Source organism: Echinicola jeungdonensis, from assembly GCF_030409905.1.
Taxonomy (GTDB): Bacteria; Bacteroidota; Bacteroidia; order Cytophagales; family Cyclobacteriaceae; genus Echinicola; species Echinicola jeungdonensis.
On the sequence record NZ_JAUFQT010000001.1, the window covers coordinates 2,507,632 to 2,524,196 of the forward strand.

The window sequence follows — 16,565 nt, forward strand, 5'->3', positions numbered from 1 at the left end:
TATTAAATAGGCATTGTTTAATATCTTAGCGGAGCTTTTCAAAAGTTCAATTCAAATTAAAAATCAATCATAAATCATGACTAAAGTAACCGTAGTTGGAGCTGGTAACGTAGGTGCAACTTGCGCCGATGTGTTGGCATACAGAGAAATCGCCGAAGAAATTGTTTTGGTGGATATTAAAGAAGGCGTAGCTGAAGGGAAAGCTTTGGACATTTGGCAAAAAGCCCCAATCAATGCTTATGATAGCAAAACTGTGGGCAGCACCAATGATTACTCCAAAACTGCAGACTCTGATGTGGTGGTCATTACAAGCGGATTGCCTCGTAAACCTGGGATGACTCGTGATGATCTTATCGAAACCAATGCCGGTATCGTGAAGATGGTGACAGAAAATGTGATCAAGCATTCTCCAGAGGCCATCATCGTAGTAGTTTCCAACCCTCTTGATGTGATGACCTTCCAGGCTCATCTAACTTCAAAAATGCCAAGAACCAAAGTATTGGGAATGGCGGGTATTTTGGATACTGCTAGATACAGGGCTTTTATAGCTGAGGAATTGGACATTTCTCCCAAAGAAATCCAAGCAATCTTAATGGGTGGTCATGGTGATACCATGGTTCCTCTCCCAAGATATACTACAGTAGCGGGTATCCCTGTTACTGAACTGATCGCAAAGGATAAATTGGATGCCATCATCGAAAGGACCAAATTTGGTGGCGGTGAATTGGTGAAACTGATGGGTACTTCTGCATGGTATGCCCCAGGATCTGCTGCTGCACAAATGGTGGAATCCATCATCAAAAACCAAAAAAGAGTATTCCCAGTGTGCATTAAACTGGATGGCGAATACGGTATCGATGACTGTTACCTTGGTGTTCCTGTTATCCTTGGTAAGAATGGAGTTGAAAAAGTGATCGAACTGGATCTGAACGAGGAAGAAAAAGCCTTGTTGGAAACTTCAAGATCTCACGTAAAAGAAGTAATGGGTGTATTGGAAAACATTGCCAGCAAATAATCCTTACTTGAAAAGTAATAACATTGAAAATCCCGGTTGAAAGGCCGGGATTTTTTGTTTTTTTGCCTATAGGATAATTTGAAAGTACAAATGCATGTTTTTATTTTACGTCGATTTAAGATAAAATGAAAATGCTCCGGTGAATATGATCAAGCGAATATTGGTGATTGTTTTGGTAATCATCCTTGGCCTTGCAGGCTATTTATTTTATAGGTCTTCCTTTTTTACCAGACAATTGGATGCTGCTGATTTGGTTGGTTCCGATGCAATTTTTGTATTTGAAACTTCCGAGCCGGTAAATGTTTGGAATCAGCTTGTTAGTCAACCTATTTGGGGAAGGTTGTCAGATGTTCCTTCTCTTAAAGGGGTGGAAAAACAGCTAGGGGCTTTGGACAGTCTTACTGGGGCATCCGGGGAATTGGAAAATGCCCTCAGTGGCCACCAATTTATCGTTTCATTGCACCCCACTGCCAAATCAGAATTTGACTTTTTATTTTTGGTAGGATTTAAAAATCAAAAGCATACCGCATTTTTAAAATCCGTCCAGCCTAAATCCCAGGGAAATGGTCAAATAAATTCCCGGAATTATAGTGGAGAAACTATTTTCGAATACCAGGATAAGGACCAGCAAACTGCGCTGAGCTATGCCCTGTTGGGCAATGTTTTGGTGGCAAGCTATAATTCCTTTTTGATTGAGGAGGCCGTAAGGCATGTAAAATCTGAAAAAATCAACAGTTTTAAAGATACTTATAAGGAGCTTTATAACTCGAGCTCAGTTCCCAAAGATAAGTTGGGGGTATTCCGGATGGGAAGTAAAGGGGTGGCAGCTTTTGTCCAGGGGATAACTCGTGAAAATGATCTGGAATTTGTGCAGGATTTTTCCCAACATAATATGGCCGCCAACCTTGACCTGAAATTTGCCAAAAATAAGGTGTTTTTGGATGGTTTTACTTTTTACCTGGATGGCGAGCCAATGGATTTTACCACTTCAGAATCAGGAGGAGGGAGCTTGTTTAGCAATTATATTTCCAATAGGACGGCCTTATATTACCAATATAATGTAGCTGATCCAAGTCAAGTGAAAGCCATTTACAACCATGCATTTGAACAAAAGAACACCCTTAAAGGTGAAATAGAAAAACATGTCCTCAACAAAGGGTTTATGAAAAATCTGACAGGGGAAATTGGCTATTTGACCCTGGAAGGAATGCCTAATATGGAGGCCGACAAAATCCTGATAATGAAATCCGTTAATTTGAAGGAGCAGATCAATACCTTGAAAGCTTTTAGTTTAGAAATGAATCAAGGGGATTCCAGCCGGGTGATCAGTGATTACTATAAGGACAATGAAGTATTTATGATTAACCTTCCGGAATTTCCCGGGCATTTGTTTGAAGGGCAGTTTATCGGTTTTCCCAGGACATTTGTAACGGGTTATGAGGATATGCTGGTTATGAGTAATAATATCAAGGCCATTAAGGTGTTTTTAGATGATGTTTATAATGACAATACTTGGGGCAGGTCATTAGACCAAAGGCGCTTTTTAGATGGTATTTCAAAAAATGCAGGGTTTAATTTTATCATCAATATTCCACGTTTTTGGAATACCATATTGCAAGTTACCACCCCGGAATGGCAGGCATTGCTACAAAAATATGCCCCTCAGTTAAAGTCCATTGATTTGGTAGCTTTGCAATTAAGTGAGATCAATGATCATCAATATATGAACCTGGAGCTGGGGTATAACCTGGACCCCATAAAATCGGTGCAAGATATATTACTTGCCAAAAGTATGTCCATTCATTTTGGTGAATCTTTGACCTACGGTCCTCAGGCCATTGAAAATTTTAATGATAAAAGCACAGATTTTTTGGTTCAGGATGAAATGAACCAAATTCATTTTTTCAATGATGAAGGGGAGAGGATTTTTGATAAGGGCCTCAACAGTCCCATAGTAGGTGATGTTTATCAAATAGACTATTACAAAAATGGAAAACTTCAGGTGTTATTTGCCACCGAAAAAGCCATTTATGCATTTGACCGACTAGGAGAAGCTTTGCCTGGGTATCCGATTCGTTTGCCAGAAGGTGAGAAACTAACCCATATGAGTTTGGTGGATTATAATAATACCCGGGATTACCGTTATTTTGTCGCCTTATCCAATGGTAATTTATATATCTTTGATAAAAGGGGAAATAACCTGGATGGCTGGACCCCGCGAAAAACCTCAGGAAGATTAGCAGCAAAGCCTGCCCATCACCGGCTTTCCGGAATTGGGGATTTTATGATAGCTTTAAATGAAAACGGAGAGCTTTACCTGATGAACAGGAGGGGACAGTTGCAAACTGGCGGGCCAGTGAACTTGGGGGAGGGGATCAGTACCGATTATGTTCTTATTCAAAGAGGGGATGAAGGAGAAACCCAGCTGGCCACCATTTCCGAAGAAGGAGAAGTGGTCAAGGTAAACTTTAGAGGAGAGTTGACCTATAGGAACCAGCTGGTTCGTCCGGACAAAAACACTCATTTTAGTTTAGTAAAAGACCAATCCGAGGACCAATATTTATATGTGGTTCATGAATACAATAAAGTATCGGTTTTAAATGCCGAACAGGAGGAATTGTTTGAGAAAAATATGGTGTCAGATGATTTGGAATTCCAGTTTTTCTCCTTTGGTTCTGATAAAAACATTTTTGTTATTATTGACAAGGTTCAGGAGTTCATATACTTATATAACCTTGAGGGTGAATTGCTCAATACCCGCCCGATCAGTGGTAAAAATAAATTGGAAGTGAAATATTCAGGAAGCAAAAACGAATATAGTATATACGCCGTCAACCAAAACCAGTTTGCCGCCTATAAAATGCCACTTTAATAACTGTTGAATATTGGCAATAATAATGGTTGGGGAAACGAAAGGATAATAAATGTTTGAAATGAAAATAAATCTTCGTTTGTTTTTTTTGGGGCTATTTTTGGCCCTGGCATCATTATCAGAAGCTCAGGAAAATACTTCCATGCCTGCTCCTTTGTTATCGGATACGGTGAGGTATCAGAATTTGACTTCACCTTATCATACGACATTAACCTTTTTTTATAATTTACAAGAGGATCACTATCACCCCCAAATAGCCTCAAAAACCCTTAATCTCCCTTCGGGTTTTGAAGGGAGTCCTGAAAAGTTGGCCGTAAAACTAAAACAGATCATTGATGGGATGGGGGTGTATGTGGAGATGGATGAAGTGCCTAATGATCCGAATTATGTGGACTCCACTCGTAATTTTCAAAGCAAATTCTTTATTGATTCAAATCGCCTACCCAGGGTGTTTTTGGAGAAGGATGGACAACAATGGAAATTTTCTAAATTTACCGTTTCCCAAATCGATCAACTCCACAAGGAAACTTATCCATATGGGACAGATAAATTGTTGAACCTCTTACCGCAAATTGGCCATGAGGAGTATTTAGGGCTTCATTTGTGGCAGTTGGTAGGGATCTTTATCTTGGTGCTATTTGTCTTTAGTGCACATAAGCTTTTTACCTTTATTGTTGATCGGGTACTCTTTTATGTATTGGAAAGGTTTGGTTATGGGAAAGTGGCGGAAAAATACCTGCTTCCTGTTGCTAGAATTGTCAGTATTTATTTGATCGTTTTGCTGCTGGATATTTTCATCCGGGTCCTTCAGCTCCCTATAGAAATTGTTTCCTGGATTACCATAATACTCAATGCCGCAAAGCCATTTATTATTACCATCGTCTTTTACAAATTAGCTGATGTTTTGTCGGCATACTTTGAACGGCAGGCTGAAAAAACCCACTCCAACCTGGATGATCAATTGGTCCCATTGGTGAGGAAAACCTTAAAAGCCTTTATCATCATCATAGGTTCCCTTTTTATTCTCCGGGATGGACTGCAATTGGATATCATTCCATTTCTTACCGGTTTATCCATTGGGGGCTTGGCATTTGCATTGGCAGCCCAGGACACCATCAAAAATTTCTTTGGATCCATCATGATTTTTATTGATAAGCCTTTTCAAGTGGGGGATTGGATTACCAGTGGGGATGTGGATGGTACTGTGGAGGAGGTTGGGTTCCGATCTACTAGGGTCAGGACTTTCCGAAATTCCCTGATGTATATCCCTAATGGGAAAATTGCAGATGCCACCATTGATAACCATGGTTTGAGGCATTATAGAAGATTTTATTCCACCGTTACTATTACCTATGATACGCCACCGGAATTGATCAATATTTTTGTGGAAGGACTCAGGGAGATTGTTGTCAATCACCCAAATACCAGAAAAGATTATTACAATGTGTATTTTAATAACATGTCCGCATATAGCTTGGATATCATGTTTTATATCTTTTTTGAAGTACCAACATGGCCTCAGGAATTGCATGCAAGACATGAAGTGCTAATCCAAATAGTAAAACTAGCAAAAAAACTAGGCGTTAATTTTGCCTTTCCAACCCAAACCTTGCATATGGATACCTTCCCGGAAAAAGAAGGTTGGAACCCCGTATATGAAAAGGATATGGGGAAATACAGGAATAAGTTGGAAGAGTTTATTAAATCAGATATAGGGAAAGGTTCTAATTGATGAGTAGGGGCATGATCAGTTTTTTGTAAATTCAGTGTTGATTAAATGCAATTTTTTGTAGGCAAAAATATGTTGCGATCAAGGAAAAGGTTGTGAAGCTTTTCTCTATACCCTTAGCCAAATATCCAACTAAATAATTTACTCTTATTAACCTATTTGGATGTTATCCAACCGCATTCCAAATAGAGGCATGCCTTAACCTTTTACCTTTTTGGTTGGGGATTTCTTCTTGAAAAAACGGAAAATCCCCCAAAGGCTCAATATCATCAGGGAAATTAAAATAAGGATTTGTCCATTGTTTTCCTGCCCCTCAAATGCTTGAATAAAAGATTCTGCATAGGTACCCAAGGTGAAAGCCATTAGCGTTCTGGGTAACATTCCCAAAGTGCCATATACCAAAACATTTTTCCAGCCGGTTTTTAACAATGCAAAAAGAAGATTAGAAAGGGCAAAAGGGATTACTGGGCTGATTCTGATATAAAAAATCAGTTTTCCCCATTTCCCTTTTTTATCTTGGATGAGCCGGTCAGCTTTTGGATAGTTGCTTAAAATGATTTCCAAACTGTTCTGCCCAAGTCTTTTTCCCAAAAAATAACCCATCAGACTGGCCATAGCGTAGGCGATTACTAAAGGCAAAAAAGCCTTCCAACCCCAAAGAAATCCAGTCGCAATAGCCAGGATGGTAGTAGGAGTAATGGCAAGCCCCATTAATAAGGCACCTGTTAAGGTTAGCCCGATTATTATTTCCGGAGCATAAAGATCATACTTGTTCCAATCAAGGCCATTGGTGTATAATCCCTTTAATAGCAAGCTGCTACCCAGGGTGGGAACCACCAAAACCCACAAAAAAGAGAAAGCAATGGCGGGGTTTTGTAAATGAATATCTTTAATCCGTTTTAAATAGGACTCTTTTTTAGGCATTTTTAAAGTAAATCTGGGTCGAAATTAGGAAATTTATTTACATTAGCTCAGTTTGTTATCATTGAAGTAAGTATTTAGCAATAATAGTTTTAGCCATTATGAAATTTGGAACAAAAGTGATTCATGCCGGTGTGAATCCAGACCCATCTACAGGGGCAATTATGACCCCGATTTTTCAAACCTCAACTTATGTGCAAAGTTCCCCAGGAAATCATCAGGGGTATGAATATTCCCGGACCCACAACCCCACTCGAAATGCCTTACAGAATAGCCTGGCAGCCCTGGAAAATGGTAAGCATGGCCTTTGTTTTTCTTCTGGTATGGCTGCTATTGATGCAATTTTAAAACTATTTCAACCCGGAGATGAGGTGATCAGCACCAATGATCTTTATGGGGGAACCTACCGATTGTTTACAAAGGTATTTGACAAATTTGGGATTAAATTCCATTTTGTTTCCATGGAAAACCCAGAATCTATTGAAAAGTATATTACCGATAAAACCAAAATGATTTGGGCAGAATCCCCTACCAACCCTATGATGAATATCATCGATATAAAGGGTTTGGCCAAAATTGCCCAAAAACATAATGTGCTTTTAGGAGTGGACAATACTTTTGCTACACCTTATCTCCAAACCCCAATGGATTTGGGAGCAGATCTGGTGATGCACTCTGTGACCAAATATTTGGGAGGACACTCTGATGTGGTAATGGGCGCCTTGGTAGTCAATAATGATAAGTTGGCTGAGGATCTGTCCTTTATTCAAAATTCCTGCGGTGCAACACCTGGGCCACAGGATTGTTTTTTAGTGCTGCGGGGGATCAAAACCTTACACCTGAGAATGGAAAGGCACTGTCAAAATGGTAAAACCATAGCCTCTTATTTAAGGAATCACCCCAAGGTGGAAAAGGTTTATTGGCCCGGTTTTGAAGATCATCCCAACCATCAGGTTGCTGCCAGTCAAATGAAAGATTTTGGAGGAATGATTTCTTTTACCCTGGCAGGCAATCAAATGGAAGATGCTTTTACCATACTCAAAAATTTGAAAATATTTTCCCTGGCGGAATCATTGGGAGGTGTAGAGTCCCTTTGCGGTCATCCGGCTTCAATGACTCATGCCAGCATTCCCAAGGCGGAAAGGGAAAAAGTAGGCTTGTCCGACTCCCTTATAAGGCTAAGCGTTGGGGTAGAGGATGCAGAGGACCTGAAAAACGACCTTTTCAAGGCGTTGGACCAATTGTAAAAAAGGTTAAATTAAAACCTTGGTAAATAGGTATTGACACTGGCTAACCACTTGAGTGGTTAGCTTTTTTTTGTGTTGTTTGATCTTGTCGAGAAGCTGAAGGTATTTTTTATCCGGAATTTCTTCATTTTGGGCAAGGTAAAAAATCAAATGTTGCAGGAAAAGGTGATTTTGGTACCAGCTATACAAAAGATGGCTAAGAATATTCATCTTTTGATGGATTTCATGGGTAAAAGTGGAATTTAGACCCGTTACCATTCGTAAGTTTTCCAGGGTTATAATAACCTGAAGGCCCTCATAAATGTCTTTGATTTCTTTGGGGCCCAGCTCCTTTTGGCTGTCGTATTTAAAAAAGTCCAATTCCTCATTGATAATCTGGGTAGTTGAGGTATTGATCATCAAGGGCTTTAATCCAATGCTGTGGTCATAAGCTTCTTTGTATAATTCGTCCCAAATTTCCAAAGGTGTACTTATGATCAAATCATAAGTGGAAATATAAAGCTTGTTTTTTTCTTTGTTTAAAAATTGCTCATATGAGCCATAAATAGCCCTTTTTTTTCCGGAGGCATCCAATAAGGCTTTCTGGGTCAATTTGATATGCAATACCATTTTCAGGCATTTGAAAATGGGTTTGAAGGGGTTGAACAGTTGAAACTTTAATTTCTTTTCATCAAAATGAATTCTGCTCAGCAAGTCGGTATAGATTTCCAGGTATATCAGCCTTTCTTCCAGGTCTATGGCCTTTTTGGATTTAAATTGTTTGCTTAGTGTGTCAAAATCCTTTTTGGCCAGGTGATATTGCTGATCAAAGAACTGGAAAATAGGAGATATTTGGTGGTTCATAGGGAGGTTAGTTTATTCTTATCAGGGTGGCACCATATCCAAACCGGCTCTTTTGGGTGTCTTGAAAATACTTAATATTTTCCAATTGGCTGAGATATTTATGGATTTCTTTTTTCAATACACCATTGCCAATCCCATGAATAAATGTTATTTCATCCATGCCAGATGCTATAGCATAATTGAGGTTGCGCTCAAAATTCTCCATTTGGACCCTTAACATTTCGCTGTTGCTGAGGGATTTATAATCATCCCTTAACTTTTCTATGTGGAGATCAATTTCCTTATCCGGCCTTTTGAATTGTTGGGAGGGAGATGGGTTTTCTTTTTCCTGGCCCAGCTCTTTGTTCAATTCCTGGACATTTAGCTCTTTAGACTGCTCTTCAACTGGAATCAAATATCCATCTTTCCCAGTGATGGGTGCTTTGCTTTTGCTTTTAAAGAAAGATGATGCCTTAAGTTTTATTTTCTTCTCAAAGGGAGGGATGGTTTTTTCCAGCTTATGATTCACCGGTATAAATTGTAACAAAAGATACGGCCATTTTTCAAACTGGCCTATGATTTTTTCATCCAGTTTCTTAGAAGTTTTCGCATCAAGTCTTCCTGCAGATAGGGTACGGGAATTTTCCCCATGGACTTCAGAAGCAGAAAATACAAAATCCTGGTTTTTATTATTGATCAGGTGAACGCTGAGGTCCCTGTCATTGATGGGGACATAACTGAGAAAAATACCTTCCTGGGATTTATGTGGTTGTGAAGGGGTCGGTGAGCTTGTTTTTACTTCCGCTGGTTTTTTATTCCCAAAATGTTCCTTTTCAGCTTTACTGATTACCACCACTTCATTTTTCATTGCAGGAATGTGGAAGCCATCTTCAATTTCGATTTCAATCCTTCCCTTATCCGAAATTTTTGTGATAATGCCTTCTTCCTGGCTGTGCAATAGCCTTACTTTGTCTCCGATATTCATTGTTTTAATGCAGATTTATATGTTTTGAGTGCCCTTTCCCGGGCCATTTTATGATTGACCATGGGTGGTGGGTATTGATCGGTTCCCCACTCCTTTACCCATTTTTTGATGTACTTGTTGTCTTTGTCAAATTTTTGGGTTTGGGATTCAGGATTAAATATTCTAAAATAGGGTTGAGCATCTGTTCCTGTTCCTGCAACCCATTGCCAATTGCCATTGTTGGAGGCCAACTCGTAATCAAGTAATTTTTTTGCAAAATACGCTTCTCCCCAACGCCAGTCAATTAAAAGGTGTTTGGTAAGAAAACTTGCCGTGATCATCCGGACCCTGTTATGCATATTTCCGGTCTGGTTGAGTTCCCGCATCCCTGCATCTACGATTGGAAATCCGGTTTTTCCATCGCACCATTTTTGAAATTCCTCGAGGTCATTTCTCCATGGAATCCTGTCGTATTGGGACTTAAAAGCATGATTAACCACTTTTGGATTGTGGTACAGGATCATCATGAAAAACTCCCGCCAGATCAACTCTCCTAAAAAGGTTTCATTAAGATTTTGGGCTTCCTGGGCCAATTTCCGAACACTAATGGTTCCAAACCTCAAGTGAATACCCAAATGGCTTGTGGCATCCAGTTCGGGGAAGTCCCGCAATTGGTCATATTTTTTGATTGAGGATTTATCTATTTCAAGAGGAGGGAAGTGAATGTCTGATTCCTTAAACCCAATATCCTTTAGGGAAGGAAGTGGAAAAGGCTTTTTTTCCATAAATGATTAAAGTTGGCTTTATAGGATGGGATATTGGCTTGATTAAATTTTTTCATCCAGGCTTTGCGGTAGGGGGTATAAACCTTGTAAAATGAGCCCTCTCCTGTTGTGATTTCATTTTTTTCAAAGAGGACTTGATCCTTAAATTCCAAAAATGGAATTTCTTTGTTTTGAAGATATTTTTCTACTTCTTGGTCTCGCTGGATGGCATAGGGTTCATAATCCCGGTTTGTGTACACTGCCTGTATGGAATAAACTTTTACCAGTTCTTTAAAAATATCCATCGGTTTCCCGAGCTTAACTAAAATGGTTGCTCCCAATTCCTGCAATTCCTGATGTAGACGGGAAATTTGTTGATGGATAAAATGAACTCTAGCATCTTTTTTATCCTCCAAGTCCTCAAGGATATCTTGATCGAAAATAAAAAGCGGAAGGACATTTTTTTCATTTTGACAGGCATAATAAAGCCCTGTATTGTCTTCCAGTCTCAAATCTCTTCTAAACCAAAAAATGGTAATGTTTTCCATGGTCATTTCTTTTAACATGTAAAGTCAATAAGGTGAAAAAATGTTTGAAAGCCCTTTTAATTTTCTGGAGTGGAGGGCATTTCAAGAATGTTAATTTCGGTATTATCGGATTTAGGCCCAGAAGGGGTAATTAACCTTTCTTCGGACTGTTCTTCCGTTTTATATCGAAGGAAATCGTCTGAATCATTGATTAGCATTTTTTCCTTTCTTTTCTTCCTTAAGTTTTGAAATAATTCCTTGAAGGAGCTGAAAAGTAAGGTTTGGGAAAGGGATACCCCATAAGTATTGACCCTGTCAGCGATGTTTAGTGATGTGAAAATGTTGAAATTATTCCTATTGTAAATTCGGATCCTGTATCTGCCATCATCAGTAAGAAGGTATTCGGCTTGCCAATCCCCGGCAATACTTCCCAGGTCTGCATTGCCCTGGGGGTCGGTAAAGGTTCCATCCCTGGTAACCCTCAATCTTCCATCTAAAAAGGTGTAAGCAACCCGGAGTTGAAAAGATTCAAGGGCAGTTTCATCCAGGGAGGCAAGGTCAAAGTCAATCTCCAGGTTTTGGTCCACTTGGGAAATAAGAGCATTTAACTGGGAAGAAACCAATTGGCTAAGGTTCGAAAATCCTATTCCTGCACTGTTGAACTGCCCTTCGGGAGAGAACCTCCTCATCATGATCAATGAAAATACCTGCCTGTTTTTTTCCTGTTCATCATTGGCGATCCGGTTTTTAAATGCTGAAATGGTAGTTTGGGCTTCCCCTTCAGGAAATTCCGAAAAGTCAAAATCAAAGTTAATATCTGGGGACATCAGTTGACCTTGCAAGTCCATGATTACTTTAACAGGATACCTTCTGTGTAATTGCGTGTTTTCAAATTCCGGACTGGGCTCTGAGGAGTTTTGAAGGCTGCTCAGGGAAACATTTTCCTCATAAGTGGCTTTAATATTCATAATTCCCTCATAAGGGTTGCCAAACCAGGAAATTCTACCGCCAGGAAGGATTTCAAATTGCTTATTGATTACGTTGTACAGTGAGAAGTTATACTGGGCATCCACAATTTCATAATCCCCTCGCATGGAAAATGCCCCTTGTGTATCAATGTTCAAGTTCAAAATTCCGCGGCCCCGTCCTTGGATATTCTCCCCTGTCCTTGGGTCAATTTGTATTTCTGCAAAAGCGTCAGGGGTCACATCCAGGGTGAAATTCATCCTTACATTTTTGATGGCCAATTTTTCAACGGTTTCCTCAATGGAGATGGTTTTTGTGGTATCCCTTACATTGATGATGTTGATGAATTCCTCCTGAGCTTGCCCCTCTGTGGAGCCAATAGGGATATAAATTTTGGTGTTGGGCTCAGTGGTGGCATTGGCGTTGATGTCCAGGTTGGAAGCCGCACCCAAAATATCCAAGGTTCCGGAAGCATATGCCGTTCCGTAAAAGAGTTCATTGTCTTTTATATTAGTGTTCAATACCTGGAAATTGTCCAGGTCAGAAGAGATATCCAGAATAAAATCCTTAAAACCGTCATGAGCGATCCCCCCTCTTAGCTGTGCACGGTTGCCTTGAACATCAGTAACATTTAACCCACGAAAGCTTATTTCATTAGGACTGAAATTAATTTTGCCATCAACGGTATAGAGGGTGTTCAGGTAATTTATCCGGACTCTTCCCCCCGTTAGGTTTCCGGCTCCATTGATTTCAGGTCTTCCCAATGATCCCCCTACATTGATTTTACCTGAAACCGTTCCTCCAAATTCCGTTAGATAGTCGGATAAAAATGGCTCCATTACAGATAAATTGGCTTCCTCAAAATTACCCTCCAGGTTCAGTTCTTCCTTTTGGGTTCCCAGATATCCATTGATTTCAATGACTTTTTTATCTCCCCTGAAGTTGGTCAATTGAAGGTTGATTCTTTCATTTTCAAAATAGGTAGCCGCATAGATATCCCCGACCAAGAAATTGTTGATATGAAAATCCCTGATTTCCAGGGAGCCATTGCTTTCGGTTTTTTCATAAAGATTATTAAATGCCAGGGTGCCATTTGCTATTCCTTCATACTCCTTCACATCAAAAGTGTTGAGGAAATCCAAATTGACATCATTGATTTCCATGCTGAGGATGTCTTCTGGATTTGGACTTATCCGGCCATTGAGGGCCAAGAATTGATCCCGGTTGGAGAGCTTAAGGTTGTCCACATCAATCTGGCCCTTTGAAATCATAATGGAATTTTCAGGAGAAAATTTCCAGATATGATCCAGTATTTTAATGTCAGAAGGCTCAAATACAATAGAGGTATAGTCATTAAAGATCTCTATTTCACTTTCAATCCTAGCGTAGCTGTTGGTCTTTAATTGGTCAATTCCAATACTAAAATCTATCGCAGATTCATCCCATATAGCTTCCATGCTGAGGTTGTGGAAATTGATCCCAGAGGAAAGCTGTTGGCGTTTTGAATTAATATAAAAGGCAGCAAGTACTTCTTTTGAATTCCTGATTTTTGCTGTGTTGAAGTCAAGGTCATTTTCCAAAAAATAGTGCCCGTTATAAACAATGGTGTCCATCCCGGTGTAAAAATTAAAAATGGTGTTTTCCTGGGTCTGGTAAAAAGCACCTTCTACTTGGGTGTTTTTGGAAACATAAACTGAGGGAGCAAAGAGGTTGATAATCGGGTTAATGTCGTTGAGCCGCATATTGATATCTATGCTGTAATCCCCAAGAGGGGCTTCCTGAGTTTTTTCCTCCTTTAATTCAGCATTCGTGATAATGGCATAATACTCTTTCCATAATTCTTGAATATCCTTGGATATTTCTTTTGTTTTGAATTTTCCGGTGATGCTGGCAACCAAAAGGTCTGAATTGAGAGAAATCAATCTGGTATCCTTGGTAAAGATGGATTGGAAGAAAAAATTGTCTACGGTCAAACTCCTGCCCTCATAACTGACCAAAAGGTCCCTAAATCTAGCGATCCCTTCAATTTCATCGATATGGGTGCCTTTGGTGTCCAGTTCTACGCCACCACTGACAAAAGTTTCCTTCTCTGTAAGATTAAGGGGCTTTAGGAAGGCGGTATCCAATTGGGCTGTCAAACGGGCAGAGTCCTTTCCATCCCTGAGGTCAAGGATTCCGTTGAGGTTGATTTTTAAATTGGGGTCACTGACGGAAAGTTGGCCTTTAAATAGGTCTTTCCCATAAGTGGCATTCGTTTGGATTCCGGAATAATTATAATTGTTGATCCCGATTTTTTTTACATTGGCATCAAGTTCCAAAAGTGCGGACTGGGAGGAGGCCCCTGTTCCCTTGATATTGCCTTCCAGACTCACTTTTTGGAAAGTTTCAGGATCTTCCATCAAAACTCCAAGGTCAAGGTCCTTCAGCGTCAACCGGCCATTGTATTTGGGTTGATTTTTTGTGTTTTGGTAATTGAGTTTTCCAATAATATGTCCGATGCGGGTTCTGAAATCCCCATTCGCAGTGAAATGGTTGAGGTATCCGGTAAAGTCGCTGTCAAACCGGATGTCTTTAAACTTATTTATTTCTTTTTTCCCAGCTTTATCCAGATATGGAGCAAGGTCTTTGCTGGTCAGGCTTGAATTTACCAGGGAAAGTTGAAAATAGGTGCTGTCCAACTTAGGAAGTCCTTCAATATTAAATTTTCCAAAAAGGGCACTTCTTTCTCCAAACCGGACCAATAATTCTTCCGAATAAAGGTCGCTGACTTTTCCGGTAATTTCCCCACTTAGGTATATCCTGTCATCAAAATCGGGGATGTTTTTAGTGAAAAACTTCAGGTCCTTGATATCCAGGACAGATTCGTCCAGCCTGGCCAAAATGTCCACCTGATTATTGAAGTCTCTCAGGGATTGGATGTTTTCGTAGCTAAATTTTAGGTAATTTTTAATTTCTGTTTGGTTGGATTTAAAATAAAGGTCCTTGAATTCCATTGCCTTCGTGGAATATTTGAAATCAGCCCTGAGCTGTTGGAATCCTATTCCGGAATTGGATTCCAGACCTCGTAGGTACAGGATGTCAAAGCCAATGGTATCGGACTGGGTGAAAAAGTTTTCTGCTCCACCTATCAGGTTTCTAAATCTTAACCGGTTATAATCAAATCCCTCTTCTATGATCGGCCGGCTATAATTCAGTATATCCAATGAGGTTTCTTCAAAGGTGATCCGGTCAATGTTAAAGCGGGTGGATTTTTTCTTCTCTGATTTTTTTTTGATCCTTAAAATGGAATTAAGGTTAGCAATGAAAGTGGAAATATTTGGGAGTTCCCCTTCCTCATGGGTGATGATTCTCAATTTACCGGATTTTAGGCGGATTTCATCTATTCCGGGATTTTCTCTTTCCAGTAAACCTTTGATAGAAAAATCAATATAAACTTCTTCCAAATTGGCCATCAAACTGTCCTGGTGGTCGTGGACTGTCAACCCGCTCAGGCTGATGGCATCCCACCAGCGGATGTTTACCTTTTGAATTTTTGTTTCAAAATCAGTGTTTTCACTCAGTTGGTGGGTAAGAAGTTGGATGGTTTCCGTTTGGACGAAAGGAATCTGCAGTGATAGGGCCACCAAAAGAAACAGGATCAACACCCAAAGGGTTACACGGAGCATTCCCTTCAAGGCTTTCAACAAAAATTCCGTAACTTTCGATTTCTTTTCCAAACGATTATGAAGAATATTAAAATACTCGCAATAGAGTCTTCCTGTGATGAGACTTCAGCGGCGGTCATCGCTAACGGCAAAATTCTTAATAATATTGTCGCCACGCAATCCGTTCACGAAAAATATGGTGGAGTAGTTCCAGAGCTTGCCTCTAGGGCCCACCAACAGCATTTAATTCCTGTGGTCCATGAGGCTTTAAGTTCTTCAGGAGTTTGCAAGGAAGAATTATCTGCAGTAGCATTTACCAGGGGACCTGGATTAATGGGGGCCTTGATGGTCGGGGTGTCTTTTGCCAAGTCATTTGCATATGCCCTGGATATTCCCTTGATTGAAGTAAACCATATGCAGGCCCATATTCTGGCCCACTTTATTGACGAACCTAAACCTTCCTTTCCATTTATTTGCCTTACCGTAAGTGGTGGACATACCCAATTGGTGCTTGTCAAAGACCATTTGGCCATGGAGGTGATAGGTGAAACCCTGGATGATGCAGTGGGGGAAGCATTTGACAAAACTGCTAAATTGCTAGGCCTTCCCTACCCAGGAGGGCCGATGGTGGATAAGTATGCAAAAGAAGGGGATCCGAATGCCTTTCGGTTTCCATTATCGGAAATGCCCAGCCTGAATTATTCTTTTAGTGGGATCAAGACCGCGGTGCTGTACTTCTTGAGGGATCAGCTTAAGGAGGATGATAAGTTTATTGAAAAAAACCTGAAAGATATTTGTGCTTCCATACAGCATACGCTGATCAAAATGCTGGTCCAGAAACTAAAAAAAGCTGCCAGGCAATATAAGGTGAGGGATATAGCCATTGCTGGGGGCGTTTCCGCCAATTCGGGATTAAGAAATACGTTGGAGGAATTGGCTAAAGAATTAAAATGGAATATTTATATTCCTAAATTTGAATATTGTACCGATAATGCGGCTATGATTGCAATGGCTGCACATTATAAATTTTTGAATAAGGATTTTTGTGGTCTGGATGTAAGTCCCATGGCCAAAATGAAAATCAGTTAATTAAA

11 protein-coding genes are annotated in these 16,565 nt (G+C 40.0%); 5 read left to right on the top strand and 6 right to left on the bottom strand.

The window, feature by feature from the left end; translation table 11 throughout:
- Positions 1–76 precede the first annotated feature (76 nt).
- From mdh to QWY93_RS10385, 3 genes are all read left to right on the top strand, one after another.
- A complete protein-coding gene (gene mdh / locus QWY93_RS10375) occupies positions 77–1,015 on the top strand; it encodes a malate dehydrogenase (protein ID WP_290248168.1) in 939 nt (312 codons plus the stop codon).
- 145 nt (positions 1,016–1,160) lie between these two features.
- On the top strand, positions 1,161–3,887 hold the full coding sequence (locus QWY93_RS10380) for an NHL repeat-containing protein (RefSeq protein WP_290248170.1): 2,727 nt from the start codon (positions 1,161–1,163) through the stop codon (positions 3,885–3,887).
- A 61-nt stretch (positions 3,888–3,948) separates the two neighbouring features.
- Positions 3,949–5,619: a mechanosensitive ion channel family protein gene (locus QWY93_RS10385; protein WP_290248171.1), complete on the top strand. Its 1,671-nt coding sequence runs from the start codon at positions 3,949–3,951 to the stop codon at positions 5,617–5,619.
- Between the two features lie 195 nt (positions 5,620–5,814).
- On the opposite strand, the gene QWY93_RS10390 is transcribed toward QWY93_RS10385, so the two are convergent.
- Positions 5,815–6,540 carry a TVP38/TMEM64 family protein gene (locus QWY93_RS10390; RefSeq protein ID WP_290248172.1) on the bottom strand — a complete coding sequence of 242 codons (726 nt, stop codon included), beginning with the start codon at positions 6,538–6,540 and terminating at the stop codon, positions 5,815–5,817.
- 98 nt (positions 6,541–6,638) lie between these two features.
- On the opposite strand from QWY93_RS10390, the gene QWY93_RS10395 reads away from it, so the two are divergent.
- A complete protein-coding gene (locus QWY93_RS10395) occupies positions 6,639–7,784 on the top strand; it encodes a cystathionine gamma-synthase (protein ID WP_290248173.1) in 1,146 nt (381 codons plus the stop codon).
- 6 nt (positions 7,785–7,790) lie between these two features.
- Here QWY93_RS10395 and QWY93_RS10400 read toward each other — a convergent pair whose 3' ends face one another.
- From QWY93_RS10400 to QWY93_RS10415, 5 genes are read right to left on the bottom strand one after another with little or no spacing between them, the layout of a single operon-like run.
- Entirely contained in the window at positions 7,791–8,627 is an 837-nt protein-coding gene (locus QWY93_RS10400) for a hypothetical protein (RefSeq protein WP_290248174.1), read from the bottom strand.
- Between the two features lie 7 nt (positions 8,628–8,634).
- Positions 8,635–9,591: a Smr/MutS family protein gene (locus tag QWY93_RS10405; protein ID WP_290248176.1), complete on the bottom strand. Its 957-nt coding sequence runs from the start codon at positions 9,589–9,591 to the stop codon at positions 8,635–8,637.
- Entirely contained in the window at positions 9,588–10,355 is a 768-nt protein-coding gene (locus tag QWY93_RS19680) for a cryptochrome/photolyase family protein (protein ID WP_353959632.1), read from the bottom strand. The genes QWY93_RS10405 and QWY93_RS19680 overlap by 4 nt, the downstream gene beginning before the upstream one ends.
- Positions 10,322–10,882: a deoxyribodipyrimidine photo-lyase gene (locus tag QWY93_RS19685; protein ID WP_353959633.1), complete on the bottom strand. Its 561-nt coding sequence runs from the start codon at positions 10,880–10,882 to the stop codon at positions 10,322–10,324. The genes QWY93_RS19680 and QWY93_RS19685 overlap by 34 nt, the downstream gene beginning before the upstream one ends.
- A gap of 56 nt (positions 10,883–10,938) precedes the next feature.
- On the bottom strand, positions 10,939–15,543 hold the full coding sequence (locus QWY93_RS10415; protein ID WP_290248177.1) for a translocation/assembly module TamB domain-containing protein: 4,605 nt from the start codon (positions 15,541–15,543) through the stop codon (positions 10,939–10,941).
- Between the two features lie 6 nt (positions 15,544–15,549).
- On the opposite strand from QWY93_RS10415, the gene tsaD reads away from it, so the two are divergent.
- Positions 15,550–16,560, top strand: a complete 1,011-nt coding sequence (tsaD, locus tag QWY93_RS10420) for a tRNA (adenosine(37)-N6)-threonylcarbamoyltransferase complex transferase subunit TsaD (RefSeq protein ID WP_290248178.1) — start codon at positions 15,550–15,552, stop codon at positions 16,558–16,560.
- Positions 16,561–16,565: the final 5 nt, after the last annotated feature.